The organism is Rodentibacter genomosp. 1 (assembly GCF_001999285.1).
Lineage (GTDB): Bacteria > Pseudomonadota > Gammaproteobacteria > Enterobacterales > Pasteurellaceae > Rodentibacter.
In genome coordinates, this window is the sequence record NZ_MLHN01000005.1 from 1 (window position 1) to 12805 (window position 12805).

Sequence of the window (12805 nt, forward strand, 5' to 3'; positions counted from 1 at the left end):
AATTGTGTTAAATCCCAATCAAGTGGCTTGGTTAAACGATAGATAATCGCATTTTTAAACCAAAACATAGTTAATTCTCCCTATTTTGTTTTACTACCGGCAACTCAACAAACGCATTGAGCGGTTGTGGTGTCGGTTGGTATTGATTGCGGCGTACTTCTATCCAATCCAACAACTCTTTAAATTCATCATAATATCGGGCTTGTTTGGTCGCCTGTTTAATAATGAATTCCCGTTGTTCGCTATCTAAGAGTAGCCAGTATTTTTTTACCTGCTCGATGGCTCGCAGTCTATTCGGTTTTCTGTGATTAAAATTGTCGTGGATGTACTTTCCAAACAATTCAGCGAAAAAGGAATAGGGTAGGCTGATATGTATTTCGTTCACGTTTTCTTTCTCCTAAACATAAGCACCGGTTAGTTCTTCCATAATTTTAATGAGGTTGGATTTTTCGCCCTGTAATGCCCGCAACTCACGCATTGCTTCAAGAGCTACAAAGGTTAGCTCGCCACATTCGTGACGAAAAAATTCTTTCAAGGTAATATCCGGCATAAATTCCGAAAGGTCTAAATCATCAAGATCGATATCGACTTCAACTTCGGTATCTACTCTTACAGTTTGTGTAATTATTCGACCCATATTTTCCCTCTGTTGGATTTTGTATAATAAAAAGCCCACGGTTAAGTGGGCGGTGGTTATTTCATTGCATCACGCAGTGCATTTAACGCATTATCAAGTTCAGTGGATACGTCTAATAACTCATTGAGTTTACGCTCAAACTTGCCCTTCGCTTGGAAAGCATTCAGTACGAGCGGGCGTAATGTTTTTTTGATAACATCACCGTTGGCTATTTCTTGCTTTTTCGCTTCCGATAATTTCTTAAGTTCTTCTGCCATTGCGAGTAATTCTTCCGGTGATTTATCTGTTAAATTAATTTCTTGAGCCATTTTTTTCTCCTGTTTATGCTTTTCTCTTAATACTTTTATCTTTCTTGCAAGGTATGCATTTATTTGAATTTTTACATGCCATAATTTAGGTGGATAATTTCTCGTTGACTCTTCAACAATAATTAAACCAATTGCTGACAATTCCTCAATGATCTTAACCACCTCATTCTGAGGAATATTAATTTTTGAAATTTTTTCAAATTCAATGAATTTACCTTTTGTATTTCTTTGTGTGGATAGGTGTTCACAGAAACCTTGAGATATTCGCTTTAGTCGATCACAAAGATTAACCGTTTCCCATATCGCTCCCATTACTTTGTCTTTACTTAATTCTTTTTCCCTTCCCATGTGAATTAATCCTAAATCTTTATTTGTTACCGCCTTTTCTTTATGGATTTGCTTTGCTAACTTGTCATAAGCAATGGCTGCTTCAAGTGCAGTGTCGAACCGAGCAGTTTTGTAATAGACTTTTTGTCCATTTTCCCTCATAACAATTTGGGCCATAAATCGAGGTCTCATTGTATCGTTACAAGTTCTTACCCCTCGAAATCCTGTAGATCCAAGTTTTGCAATGTAACTTGTTCTTTCATCCTCAGTCATAACTTACTCCAAGCAAACGTATGAAAAAATTCTAGGAGTTACTCCGATAAAAAAGCCACTATTCAGTGGCTTGTGATTTACTTTGCTCTTTGGTATTCACCAATTCGTTTAATTTTTCTGCTTGACTACCGGTGTTCATATCGAACCAATCAGCAGCGATGCTCATTCCATCTTTTAGACTCGTATAAACTTTTCTAAGTTGGATAATCTGGGCCGGACGAATTGAATCAAATCGACATTGACAACGTGTTTCAATCATTTTTTGAGTGACACCAAATTCACTAAATTTTTCTAACATTTTCTTTAATGCCTCTGGGCTAGTATCTGCATTAGCTTGTAAGGTGAGAGAGCATTGGTGAACAGCCGCTTCTGCCACATCGCCCGGTATCACGCCAAGGATACAAGCCCGTAATCTTCTTGCGCCATTGTTGGCGACAAGTTCATAAATATCTCGCGGATCGGTGAGTACCGTTTTCCCTTTTTTAGTGTAGCGGATATGTGGCACTTGAAAAACTTTGACTTGCCTTGTGTTAGTTTGTAAATCCCACGCAAAGGCTTCAACGGTACTTTCGCCATTTTCTTGACTGAGTTCTCTAATACCATACTGAATATTTCCCCATTCTTGGGCAAGTGTTTCTGCTAATCGAATTGATGGCCCTTCAACGTTTTGTCCGCCTCTTGGATAAGAATAAACGGCTGTTTCAGCTAACGTTTGTCTTGTGCAAGATCTTAAAATACGATCCATCGCCTCTACCGGATCACGAGGAAACCTTTTCGCAATGACCATCATCGCTTGGACCTCTTGGCTTTCGCGGGCGGATTGCGTAGCGACAAGCGCATTTTGTGGTGTGGTTTTATCTTGATTTGGGGCAAAAATATTTACTGCATTTGTCATTTTAATTCTCCTAAGATTGGTAAGCCCAGTGAGGTAGACTTAAGGTTTCAATTTGTGGACTAAAGGCGTGCCATTGATTGGTTTCTAAAGCATTCTTATAGGTTTCGAGATTGGCTTTAAAGCGGTTTTCCCCCTCTATTTTTGCTATATCATCAAGGGTATAAACACCAATGGCATAGGGTGGTTCTTTTTCGATCGCGATAAACACAAAACCTTTCGGCGGTTCACCAAAAGCGTGAAAATAACCATTTGAATAATAAGCATCCTGAACGTGATAACGAAAATTAGCGATAGATTTAGCAAATCCGGTCGGACTTGCATCAGTTGTCGTTTTTAAATCAACAATAATACCGCTATTATTTAAGAAATCCGGACGACAACGGCATTCAACGCCGATACTATCACGCCAAAAAATAGAAATTTCAGGTTTCCCTTGTGCTAATAGTTTATCTGCCATTGGATGATTAAGCAGACTTTCTTTCATTTTCTCAATATGCTGATAATCAGTGTAAGAAAGTACGGTCAAATTTTCGCTTTCTACTTTCTCTTTGAATACTTTTCCTTCTTTTGTTCTCAAGTTCAGTTCTTCCGGCATTACACAATAAAGCTGTGTGAATTTATCAGGCAGTAAAACGAGATCGTGAAAAGCTGACCCAAATATCATTGCCGGTGTGCTTTTTTTCTCACGATAAAAATAATGAGCCGGACTTTTATCAATTAAATCTAGACCTGATTTACTGATTGCCGAATGCGCGTGATATTCAGCATTTGACATATTTTCAAGAACTGTGGCTGTCATTTTTCACCTCACTTAATCAGGATCATACTCATTCATTCGTTTTTCGAGACGTTGCTTGGCAACGTAGGCAATGGCTCGATCTCGTTGTTCAATCAGCTTATCAAATGCACCTGAACCGTAGGCTAAATCGTGCAATTCAAGCTCCTCATTGTTATCAATATGGTATTGATTAATCGCATAGATAACGTTTTCATCTTCATCTTCCGCCTCAGCTTTGACGGCTTTTATTTCCTCTTCGAGGGCGATTTCATAGCCTGCCATCGCATCAATACGCCTCTGATATTGCGCATCAAGCATTGCGTAATATTCATCAGATGTTGGGCTCATTTTGCTTGCTCCTTAGGGTTTAAAAGTGCGGTCAATTTCTGCTTGTTTTTGTGCGGTGTAGTGGAGGAGTTCCCGTTCCGCTTGGGGTGTGAGATTAGGCGGTAGGCAAATTCCATTTTCATATACGCCGCCTTTAAGTTCGCAACGAGTTTCAAGGCTAATTTGTTCGCTAACTTCGTTATTGTGCCAGTCGGTTGGGTTGCCCCACGCTTGAGAGGCACTAAAAATGGCAATCACTACGATTGCGGTGGCGAGTAAAACAAGTGCGCCTTTGCCAAGAAAGGCGAGAAATTCAAAGATTGATTTGTGCATAATGGTGTCCTTTTTAGGTGGATCGTTAAGAAATACGGTGCGAGAGCGCATTGCGGTTTGGTTTCGTTGGCTACATTTTCTTTGGTTTTGGCGTTTCTTTCGTTTCTTCATTTTTTGTTTCCTTTAGTCATATTTATTGCCACAAAATGGACAGTAATCATTAATCATTTTTGTTTTACGTTTTACTTCACGCACATTCCCATTTTTTGATGTTACTTTTTCAACATATGTGACTTCTACCACGGTTCTTTCTCCAAGAACTTCAAAATTTCTAGTTGGAAATGCTGTGTTAAGAGATACACCACCAACCAATTCAATGCCTTGCTTTCTCAAATGTTTGGCGAGTTTTAATTTGTAATCATTGATACATTCACACATAATTCATCCTTTGCTGAATTTCAGGTACAAAAAAGCCCTCATACGAGGGCAAACGGAGTGAGACAAGGTCTCTATGTCATGAAAAACCGCTCTCGGTGCAGATTCAAGAAGACTGGGCGAATTGCTTCGCACAGGGTTTGAGAGCAGTTTTTGATGTGCAGTCTCTTTCCCTCGACTGCGTGGGGATAATTTCACCTGCTATTATCAAGGTCGCACAATCTGCCCGTTGTCATTCCGTTTAGATTGTTTGAGGTCCTATGTCAAAATTGGGCATTTGCCTAGCCAAATGTTTTCCCTGTTTTGAATTTTTCATTAGCCTGACTAAGCTAACTAAGCGATATGATTACTAGGCGGGCATATCGCACCCGATACTCAATATAGGCTTGTTTCACCTCAAGCCCATAGATTGTGCCTTTTTTACAGAAAGGCTAACTGGGTTTATGAGCTTTTCCTTGCAAATATCGGCTTAAAGCACGCAGTATCTCCGATTTCAAGTAGTGCAAGTACCTGAATCTGCTTTAGTTTATAGCTTACCTTAGCTTTTTATCTATAAACCATAGAGGCGTTATCGTATCTCTATCAAATGCTAAGGGTTACGGCTGATTTTGATGTTCAGCAACATTTGCCTTTCTTTATGCTTGTAAGACTCAAGTTATTTTTTCTTTTTGCATTCGGCTACACGCATTCTTAATTTTATAAATGTATCAAATGAGGGTTTTAGTTCATCAGCTAAAGAGTTATATTCCAATCTATGTCGCCATAACATTTCTGTTCTAGTGATCATCTCTAAGTTTTCTAGAGTGCAGTTGGAAGTATCCCCATCTTTGAACCAAATAACGTAACCTTTTGGTATTTCTCCATGATATTTTCGCCATATATAAAGATGCTTTGCTTCATAACTCTTAATTCCTGTTTTTACCAACCATATTTTCCTAAAGGCGCATAATCGTTCAGTTCCGATAGGTACAAAATTATCGCCTTTTTGAAATCTGCCGTTTCGACCTGATTTCCAAGCACGCTTAGTACAGAGTATTTGAAGTGCCCTTGAATTGTAAGATTTACCAAATTTAACTGACATTTGTTTTGCCAATTCACATCTAGGCAGTTGTCGATTTTCTTTGATAAAATCAAGTTCGGCTTTTGTATAGCGGTTAGCGTGTTGTAAACTTGGTATGCCAAGTCGCTTTTTCAATTTTCGAAAAACAGTTCTATGTTTTGTTAGTCCGAATTTTTGTTTAAATAATTTGATTAAATCGGAAGGTTTTTTATCCCAATGCAAGCGAATAAATTCAATATGCTCTTCGGTAAATTTGAAACGATCAGTCATTTTGCTGAGCCTTTGAAATTCTTAAGAAATCAGGTGCTACCGTTTCTATTCCTCTATTTTCAAATAGAGCCATTGCTTTTATAGCAGTGTTTGTGTTCTGAATAATATTAGAGGCTACGCCTGATACCGCATTTGCTCGGGCAATTTCTCGTTTCAGTTCATCATCGCTTAAATCATCATCTAGTAACTTTTCAAGCTGTTCAAAAAGGTAATTGTTTAAATCTGTTATCTTATTTTTCATATAAACTCTCCTAAACCCTCACCAACTCCCGACAACCTATTTGTCGGCGTTCTTTGGCTCGGACTTGACCTGATTTGATTTTGCCCTTTGTGCAGTGATAATTTGCGACATCAATCAGCTTTTTGTCTCTGCCGGCAAGGCTAATCGCTTTTTCAACTCGGCTACCTTTAGGTTTTGCCATTAATGCACTTTGTTTTAATGCAATACGCTTGGCCCGCTTAAAGTTTTTTGCCGGATTTGTTTTTGTGATACTCATCGGTTCTCTCCTCCCTTATTTCAAACCGCATACAATGTGATAAATCCAATACTTTGTCATTTCGGTGTAACGTTGTTACCCTCAAATCAATTTCTTGATAGTTAAGAGAGTTTACGGTTTGAAATAAGTCTTGTTTTACTGCCGTTCAGCGTGGGGGTTATAACAAGCTAACCCAATTCCACTTAACCAATCTGTGTCGCTACCGTAGATTGCAGACTAAGTATGACAATCTCTTAATCTCTTACGGTTTTGATTTTTAAAGAGCATAAATTGAGATGAAATAAACTTACCTTTGCAGTAATCTAGTGATTAACCTTGCAAACCAAGATTGAGGATTTGAAGCAACCGGGATAGTGGCAAAAATCTCTCCGTCATAGTTTGCTTGGGACATTGCTTTTACTCTTGCTATGGCTTCTTCTTTGTTTTGAGCACCTATAGTTAATGCCCAACTTCTATCGTTGAAACTGTAGCTAAAGGCAAATTTTCGTATTTTTTCAGTCATAAGGATTTCCTATGTGGTTTGAAGTTTACTTAGATAATGAAAACAAATGGCGTTGGCGGTTGTGTCAAAATTCAACTTGGGGTGTTGATATTATTGCAACCAGTCATCAAGGACATTTAGCTCGGCAAAACTGCGAAAATGAAATTTACAGGGTTCGCCAAGTAAATGGGTTTACGCCAGTTCGTTATGTTTAATCCAAAGCTCCGCAAGGGGCTTTTATTTCATCTCAATTTTTAAAGAGCAATCCACCGTCTCTGCTTTCTCTCGACTTTCGCCTGCTCGGGTGGAAAGGTTTAGAACCTTTATTCAAGCCCTCCGTAAAGGGCTTGGTAAAAATTCTTAAGCAATCAAAACTTCACTGTAATAATTAACCTGATGAAAATCTTGTTCTACAATGCTGTTATCGTAGTTTTTACTGTTTAACGCTTCTCTGATTCGGTTAATAAGGAAAACTACTTTTGTTTCTTCTTTTAGTTTTTGTTTTGCTTGTAGGGTTTGTGCTCCTGCCATTTTTTCGAGGTAGTCCTCATATTCCGCTTTTGATTTTTTATCAAGTTTTAGTGTTAGGCAGATTTTCATTGAATTTTTAATTCTTGCCGACACTTTCCAGCTTTTTGGCAATACTTTTTCAACTTCCCATAAAAGTGCTTTTTTCATTTCTTGATTGATGTAAGCCATTTTGTTTTTCCTTTGGGGTGTTTGTTTTGATGTGGTAATGATACATAATGTATTTATTTAAATCAATCCAAAATGGATATAAAAATGATACATTTTGTTTGATTGCTTGTTTTTTAAACAAAAGCCCTTTAATAAGGGCTTTTGTATATGATTTTAGAAAAGCTCTTTAATTAAGGATTTGATTTCAGGATCTTGAATACATTGGAAATGTTCTAGTAACAACGTTTCGGCAATACGAAGAACGCTTCTTGTTTGATCAGGTTCAATAGAAATAGACAGAGAACTTCCTAGCAATTCTAAAGCAGGAGAGACCTGTTTGATAAATTGCTCTTGTTCTTTCACCAATTTGACAAGCATAGCATAAGCCCACAAATCAGTGTCTTTAATGCTATGGGCGGTTAGGTTTAAATTTTTTTGCTGTTTTGACATAGTTGTATTCCTTTTCACTAAAACAAGTGCCGTGAGTATCAGCGACATTGTGTGATCCGTAGCACTTTTAGTATCGGCTATGTCTGATAAAAAAATAACAAATTCAGGTTCGTTCTTCCTTGATTTATATCAAGATTTGATATGTTATCAATCGTTTATTTGTTGGCTTGCCTTTCTGATTTGAGGTTTTACAATAACGACCTTACATCTCATTAGGCTGAAGAAAAGGATATCACCGTGAATAATGAATTTAACCGAACTTATCAGGCATTAGCGAACGATCTCATCAATGATATTTTCTATGCTCAGGGCGTATCAAATCGGGGAAGGGTAGGACTTATTCGTCAATATACTGAAATTTTGCTACGGGCGATGATGAAATTGCCGGAATCGGAAAGGTTGACTTTAGGCGATAAGAAAAGCACCCGATTTTTAGAAGAATATCGTACTGTTTCTCATCATTATTCGGTGGTTCGTGCCATTGAATATATTCGGGATTTAGGCAACTCCGCTACGCATACTCTTTACACCGGCACAATTTCAGAAAAAGAAGTGCAACGTGCTATTTTTTGTTTAGGGAAAATCTATGCCGGTTTTTTCATTGATTATTTTCAACGTGTCCGTTTCGGGTGTAATCCTGCCGTAATGGCATTGTTTCAACTTTTGCCTCCAAGGTTTCGATTATTGGTGGTGATTGCGCTACATCGGAAATCGCCCCGAGATTTTCAAGTCACTGAGAAAATGATTATCTTGCTCTTTAAAGTAAGAGGGATTGAAAGAATGAAACTGTGGGTTGAGCGAAATAAAATCAAACTTGAGCAGATTGCTCATTACAGCGAATGTGATGAACAACAGGTTCGGGAAATAATAAAAAAAGACTATACCGCTTATGATGTGGCATTGAGCAGAATGAAACTCAATATTCACCCGTCACCTTATGAGAGTTTTGAGCAATCTGCAATGCGTTATCGGGATTATGTGGCGGAAATGAGCAGTTATCAAAATAACGAGGTGTGGGAATTAAAAGGGATAATGGATTTTGTGTATTTGGGAATTAAGTAAAAAGTGCGGTCAAGACCGACCGCATTTTTACTTCACAATTTTTAGATGAGAGGCTTTTTTCTTTTGATTTTCCATTGCACTTAATTCTCCCCAACATTTTTCGGCATACTTAAGTTGGGTTTTTAGTTCAGCCTGTGAAATCGTTCTAGACAGCTCATAATCTGCACCTTTGCGAAGTTTTTTCATTCTTTTTGCTTTTTGTTCCACGATTTTGGCGCTAGTTAATTTATTATCTGGATTAACTGCCGCAATCAGATCATCGTGGCTGCTTGTTGAATTTGAAGAAGGCAAGATATAACCATATAGCAGGCAGATTTCCTTAATTCGATGATAAACTGCATAATAAAGTATTCTGATACTTTCCCTATGAGCCAGTTCCCCCTCTTGTTGTGCGAGAGCTTTCCCACGTTGCAGTAAGTCTTGAGAGGTAATCATTAAGCCCCCTGATACATAAGAGTAAAATATGGCAGATGAATATCATGTTTCTCTTCAAAGTTAATGAAATCTTGCATTAATTCATCATCAAATTGCCAAATTTTCTCTAATGGAGAAACTTTGTCGTGAATAGCATAAACAAATTCCTTTTCTTTGCCATCAAAGGTATGCTCAATAGCAATATTTTTAGGGTAATTTTTCATTTTCAAACAATGTAATTGATGAATTAAAGTTTGAATATGTACTAAATCGCCTTTAGGAAGTTGAGTATAGCCATTAATCAAATTCTGATTGCCCGTAATGCTAGCATTAATTTCAACGTTTTTCCCAAGCTCTTTATTGCAGTATACTTGTGATTTTATTTTATCCAAAACAGATTGCGCTTCATCAATGCAGATTAATTGCAGAAATGAATCCAAAATGGGAAATAAGAACACTAGATCCGAGTTAAGTTCTGCAGCCTTGCGAAATTGTGAAATAGCTTGAGGAACTTGAAAGTTATTTAATAGCTCTATAGCATAATTATAATTAATTTGTGGATCATTTGGGCTAATTTCTAAGGCTTTTTCAAAATATGAAATCATTATCTCGGTTTCACCTAGCAAAGAATGAGTGCAACCCATTATAGCATAGGCGTAATCCCGGTGTTTTGTTTTTAATAATTTTTCACATTTTTGTCGTAAAAGTGATACTTCTACCTCCGACACCGGCAGATTTTGCTTACGGACGGTCTGAAGCTGCATTATTTTCTTAAAACATTCATTAATTGCCAGTTTTGGTAATTTAATCATTTGTGTCTCGGCTTTTTTTCATTTCAACGGTTCTCTGCGGCTTAACAATAGCAGAGATATATTCCATCGTGTCTATTTCGCTTGGGTTAAAATCTGTGTCTTGATTCATTGTATTAGGGTCTGCATACCGCCACTCATCTCCCCTACCTGTCAGCAACACGCGAATCATATACTTATTATTTTTAAGTTTGATTAATACTTCATCATAGTTTTGTAATTTAGCGGAGGGATCAACCACAATATACTCCCCACTCACAATGCGGGGTTCAAGTTTTGAGCCAAGCACTTGATAGGCATAAGTGTTTGGGCTATTGGAATAAAACGTAAAATAACGCTCGTCCAACGCTTCAAATTCACCACTTGTCTCTGATTTAAACGTTAAAGTACCTTTGATTTTGATTCTAGGGGAGACATTGTTGTGAGTGCTTTCGTAATCGCATACAACATTTCCACTATTACTATTGAAAGTTACCTCAATCATCTCTAAAGCGTGAAAAATTTTCATTATCGTTGAAAGGTCGCCCTTTCTTCGATTATTGAGCCAATTGCCCACAGCACCTTGAGTTACCCCTAGGCGATCTGCCAAATCTTGTTGTGAGAGATTTAGTAATTTTCTTCTTGCCTCAACAAGTTCATTCCACTTCATTATTATCTTTCCACTATCTCACAATCTTATCCTGCCCCACAATGCCGGTAATCGGGTGAATATCAACCTCACATTTTTTAAAAGCACAAAGTAATGTTCTGTCATTTATGTCCGCAAAAATATGTGGGTCTTCTGCATTAACTGCCAAAGTGTTAATATTCTTTATCAAGTATTCTCCTGTTGCCTTAACAATCAGAACAACATCATCGCCGACACTCGGTTGTTTTAACATTGGTTCAACCACAATAATTTCATCTCTGCGAATACGAGGTATGAGTGCTGTTCCTTTAATTTTCAGTGCATAGGGTCTTGGGTCAGAACTACGAAAATCAACATATAATCGCTTTTCTTCGGCAACGAATTGGGTCTGTTCTGTTGCGTTTCCCATTTCTTTGAATCCAAAGTCAAGAGAACCAATTAATGCCACCCCCTCAATTTGGGAAACCTCGTGAACCTCTTGTAAGGAAACTAACCCATCACTGTGTAAAGTAACAGAATCAATGCCTAGTAGATAAAACATTCTAGCTATATCTTCTAGGTTAGGTTTTCTTGTACCATTTAGCCAATGACCTAAGGCAGGTGAAGAAATACCAACCCTTTCTGCAAATACTGGGCGAGGGATATTAATTTCTTTAATTCTTCGCCGAACAATTTCATTCCATTTTTCTCTCATACTGTCAATTCTACTCTATCAAACAATAAAACTCTCTTGCACTCCTTGGTTTCAATCTATACAATATGTATCACTGATACAAATTGGATTATTATTGTGAATAAAATTAAAGATTATCGTTATAAAGCAAAGTTATCTCAAAATGAGCTTGCTCAAGCCGTTGGATTAACAACAGGAGCTATCGGCTTATACGAACGAGGCCTACGAGAGCCAAGCCTAAAAACGATCAAGAAACTTGCTCAGGCTCTGAAGTGTAAGCCGACAGATTTATTCCCTGTTCTGAAAGGGTAATTTACCCGATTTCCCCCAAATGAAAACCATAAAAAACCACAGGAAATTATGGCAATGAAGAAAATGATTATTGAGATGATCGAGAAAGTGCCGGGCGGTAAAAGTGCGGTCGCAGGCTTTCTCGGTTTGAATGAGGCGCAGTTAAACAACCGCTTGTATCAAACCAAAGGGCAACGCTTTACCAATGAGGAATTGTTGGCAATTCAGCAAGAGTACGGCTTAACGGATTTCACCGATGAGATTTGTCGCTTATCGGGTGGTCGGTTTGTGCCAAACGTTGAGTGCGAGGCTTTAGACAATACGGAAATTTCAACCCTGCAATTTCACGAGTTATCCGCACGTGGCGTGTTGTACACCGTATTAGAACTGGCTTTGCAAGACGGGGAGATTACGTCCGATGAAGAAGACAAAATCCGCCGTCTTCTCGGCAAACATTTAACAGCGACACAGCTTTCGATTGAGAGTGTGATTTTACTAAACAGACGGCAATAAAAAACCACGGCGGCAACCGTGGCTAATTAGGAATATATAAACGTGAAAAATACTAATCTAAACGAGAAATCAAGTCAATCCCAAAATGCACAAATTTTAGCATTTATGCAAAACGGTGGAAAAATCACTTCACTTGAGGCGTTAAAGCTATTTGGTTGTATGCGTTTGTCTGCACGTATTTTGGATTTGCGCAATAACGGCTATCACATTTACTCAAGAACCATTAGAGACCCTAAAAGCGGTAAGCGATTCAGCCAGTATTTTATGGAGGCACGCAATGGAACGATTTAGTCAACCAATCCGAATTGATGTGCTTTTAGCCCTTTACTGGCTGAGAGTGTTATCAGTGAAATTAACCGAGTTAGACAAGGAGATTTTTGATGAAAGCCTCTGAATCATTACGTTTAATCGGGCAGCCTATCGCTTATTACAAAGGGTTGACTAGTATTTTAGGCGGTGTAACGGCAACGGTGCTGTTTTCTCAACTCTATTACTGGAGCGATAAAACCGATAATCCGTTAGGCGTGTATAAAACCCTTGATGAACTGATGGACGAAACGGGATTAACCGAGCGTGAATTACGCTCTGCGCGTGAGAAATTACGTTCGCTTGGTGTTGTTGTGGAAACCAATAAACGATTAGAGCACCGCCTGTATTTTCGAATTGATTTTGATGTATTTGATGATTTGGTTGAGTCATTTCGGGAGCAGTCAAATTGTCATTTCG

Annotated in this window: 23 protein-coding genes and 1 pseudogene; 6 read left to right on the top strand and 18 right to left on the bottom strand. The window is 38.1% G+C overall.

Annotated features, from left to right (window positions below; translation table 11 throughout):
• Positions 1-70: 70 nt before the first annotated feature.
• From BKK54_RS03185 to BKK54_RS03240, 12 genes are all read right to left on the bottom strand, one after another.
• Positions 71-385: a hypothetical protein gene (locus BKK54_RS03185; RefSeq protein WP_077541450.1), complete on the bottom strand. Its 315-nt coding sequence runs from the start codon at positions 383-385 to the stop codon at positions 71-73.
• 12 nt (positions 386-397) lie between these two features.
• Entirely contained in the window at positions 398-637 is a 240-nt protein-coding gene (locus BKK54_RS03190; protein WP_077476647.1) for a hypothetical protein, read from the bottom strand.
• A 56-nt stretch (positions 638-693) separates the two neighbouring features.
• A complete protein-coding gene (locus BKK54_RS03195) occupies positions 694-1545 on the bottom strand; it encodes a hypothetical protein (protein WP_077541452.1) in 852 nt (283 codons plus the stop codon).
• Between the two features lie 58 nt (positions 1546-1603).
• Positions 1604-2440, bottom strand: a complete 837-nt coding sequence (locus BKK54_RS03200; RefSeq protein WP_077541454.1) for a hypothetical protein — start codon at positions 2438-2440, stop codon at positions 1604-1606.
• A 10-nt stretch (positions 2441-2450) separates the two neighbouring features.
• Positions 2451-3239, bottom strand: coding sequence for a PD-(D/E)XK nuclease-like domain-containing protein (locus BKK54_RS03205; protein ID WP_077541456.1), 789 nt, complete (start codon positions 3237-3239; stop codon positions 2451-2453).
• Between the two features lie 12 nt (positions 3240-3251).
• Positions 3252-3566, bottom strand: a complete 315-nt coding sequence (locus BKK54_RS03210) for a hypothetical protein (protein ID WP_077541458.1) — start codon at positions 3564-3566, stop codon at positions 3252-3254.
• A gap of 12 nt (positions 3567-3578) precedes the next feature.
• Positions 3579-3989, bottom strand: a complete 411-nt coding sequence (locus BKK54_RS11985) for a hypothetical protein (protein ID WP_244153094.1) — start codon at positions 3987-3989, stop codon at positions 3579-3581.
• A gap of 12 nt (positions 3990-4001) precedes the next feature.
• On the bottom strand, positions 4002-4256 hold the full coding sequence (locus BKK54_RS03220; protein ID WP_077541460.1) for a hypothetical protein: 255 nt from the start codon (positions 4254-4256) through the stop codon (positions 4002-4004).
• A 652-nt stretch (positions 4257-4908) separates the two neighbouring features.
• Entirely contained in the window at positions 4909-5583 is a 675-nt protein-coding gene (locus BKK54_RS03225; RefSeq protein WP_077541462.1) for an HNH endonuclease signature motif containing protein, read from the bottom strand.
• The gene (locus tag BKK54_RS03230; RefSeq protein WP_077541464.1) at positions 5576-5824 is read right to left on the bottom strand and encodes a hypothetical protein; all 249 of its coding nucleotides are present in this window, start codon (positions 5822-5824) and stop codon (positions 5576-5578) included. The genes BKK54_RS03225 and BKK54_RS03230 overlap by 8 nt, the downstream gene beginning before the upstream one ends.
• Positions 5825-5834: 10 nt before the next feature.
• Positions 5835-6080, bottom strand: a complete 246-nt coding sequence (locus BKK54_RS03235; protein ID WP_077541466.1) for a hypothetical protein — start codon at positions 6078-6080, stop codon at positions 5835-5837.
• Between the two features lie 286 nt (positions 6081-6366).
• Positions 6367-6582 carry a hypothetical protein gene (locus BKK54_RS03240; RefSeq protein ID WP_077541468.1) on the bottom strand — a complete coding sequence of 72 codons (216 nt, stop codon included), beginning with the start codon at positions 6580-6582 and terminating at the stop codon, positions 6367-6369.
• Positions 6583-6593: 11 nt separating this feature from the next.
• On the opposite strand from BKK54_RS03240, the gene BKK54_RS03245 reads away from it, so the two are divergent.
• The gene (locus BKK54_RS03245) at positions 6594-6776 is read left to right on the top strand and encodes a hypothetical protein (RefSeq protein WP_077541470.1); all 183 of its coding nucleotides are present in this window, start codon (positions 6594-6596) and stop codon (positions 6774-6776) included.
• Between the two features lie 145 nt (positions 6777-6921).
• On the opposite strand, the gene BKK54_RS03250 is transcribed toward BKK54_RS03245, so the two are convergent.
• Entirely contained in the window at positions 6922-7260 is a 339-nt protein-coding gene (locus tag BKK54_RS03250) for a hypothetical protein (RefSeq protein ID WP_077541472.1), read from the bottom strand.
• 153 nt (positions 7261-7413) lie between these two features.
• Positions 7414-7689, bottom strand: coding sequence for a hypothetical protein (locus tag BKK54_RS03255; protein ID WP_077541474.1), 276 nt, complete (start codon positions 7687-7689; stop codon positions 7414-7416).
• 237 nt (positions 7690-7926) lie between these two features.
• Between BKK54_RS03255 and BKK54_RS03260 the strand changes: the two genes are divergently transcribed.
• Positions 7927-8751 carry a hypothetical protein gene (locus BKK54_RS03260; protein WP_077541476.1) on the top strand — a complete coding sequence of 275 codons (825 nt, stop codon included), beginning with the start codon at positions 7927-7929 and terminating at the stop codon, positions 8749-8751.
• A gap of 27 nt (positions 8752-8778) precedes the next feature.
• Here BKK54_RS03260 and BKK54_RS03265 read toward each other — a convergent pair whose 3' ends face one another.
• The 4 genes from BKK54_RS03265 to BKK54_RS03280 are packed head-to-tail and all read right to left on the bottom strand — an operon-like array spanning position 8779 to position 11296.
• Positions 8779-9186, bottom strand: coding sequence for a hypothetical protein (locus BKK54_RS03265; protein ID WP_077541478.1), 408 nt, complete (start codon positions 9184-9186; stop codon positions 8779-8781).
• The gene (locus BKK54_RS03270; RefSeq protein WP_077541480.1) at positions 9186-9977 is read right to left on the bottom strand and encodes a tetratricopeptide repeat protein; all 792 of its coding nucleotides are present in this window, start codon (positions 9975-9977) and stop codon (positions 9186-9188) included. Before BKK54_RS03270 ends, BKK54_RS03265 begins: the two co-directional genes overlap by 1 nt.
• Positions 9970-10623 carry a helix-turn-helix domain-containing protein gene (locus BKK54_RS03275; RefSeq protein ID WP_077541482.1) on the bottom strand — a complete coding sequence of 218 codons (654 nt, stop codon included), beginning with the start codon at positions 10621-10623 and terminating at the stop codon, positions 9970-9972. Before BKK54_RS03275 ends, BKK54_RS03270 begins: the two co-directional genes overlap by 8 nt.
• Positions 10624-10636: 13 nt before the next feature.
• Positions 10637-11296, bottom strand: a complete 660-nt coding sequence (locus BKK54_RS03280; RefSeq protein WP_077541484.1) for a S24 family peptidase — start codon at positions 11294-11296, stop codon at positions 10637-10639.
• A 96-nt stretch (positions 11297-11392) separates the two neighbouring features.
• On the opposite strand from BKK54_RS03280, the gene BKK54_RS03285 reads away from it, so the two are divergent.
• The 4 genes and pseudogenes from BKK54_RS03285 to BKK54_RS03300 form a co-directional block, all read left to right on the top strand.
• Entirely contained in the window at positions 11393-11587 is a 195-nt protein-coding gene (locus BKK54_RS03285; RefSeq protein WP_077541486.1) for a helix-turn-helix transcriptional regulator, read from the top strand.
• 48 nt (positions 11588-11635) lie between these two features.
• Positions 11636-12079 carry a YmfL family putative regulatory protein gene (locus BKK54_RS03290; protein WP_077541488.1) on the top strand — a complete coding sequence of 148 codons (444 nt, stop codon included), beginning with the start codon at positions 11636-11638 and terminating at the stop codon, positions 12077-12079.
• A 42-nt stretch (positions 12080-12121) separates the two neighbouring features.
• On the top strand, positions 12122-12370 hold the full coding sequence (locus BKK54_RS03295) for a helix-turn-helix domain-containing protein (protein ID WP_077541490.1): 249 nt from the start codon (positions 12122-12124) through the stop codon (positions 12368-12370).
• 89 nt (positions 12371-12459) lie between these two features.
• Positions 12460-12805: pseudogene (locus tag BKK54_RS03300) on the top strand (DNA replication protein); the annotation flags it as partial.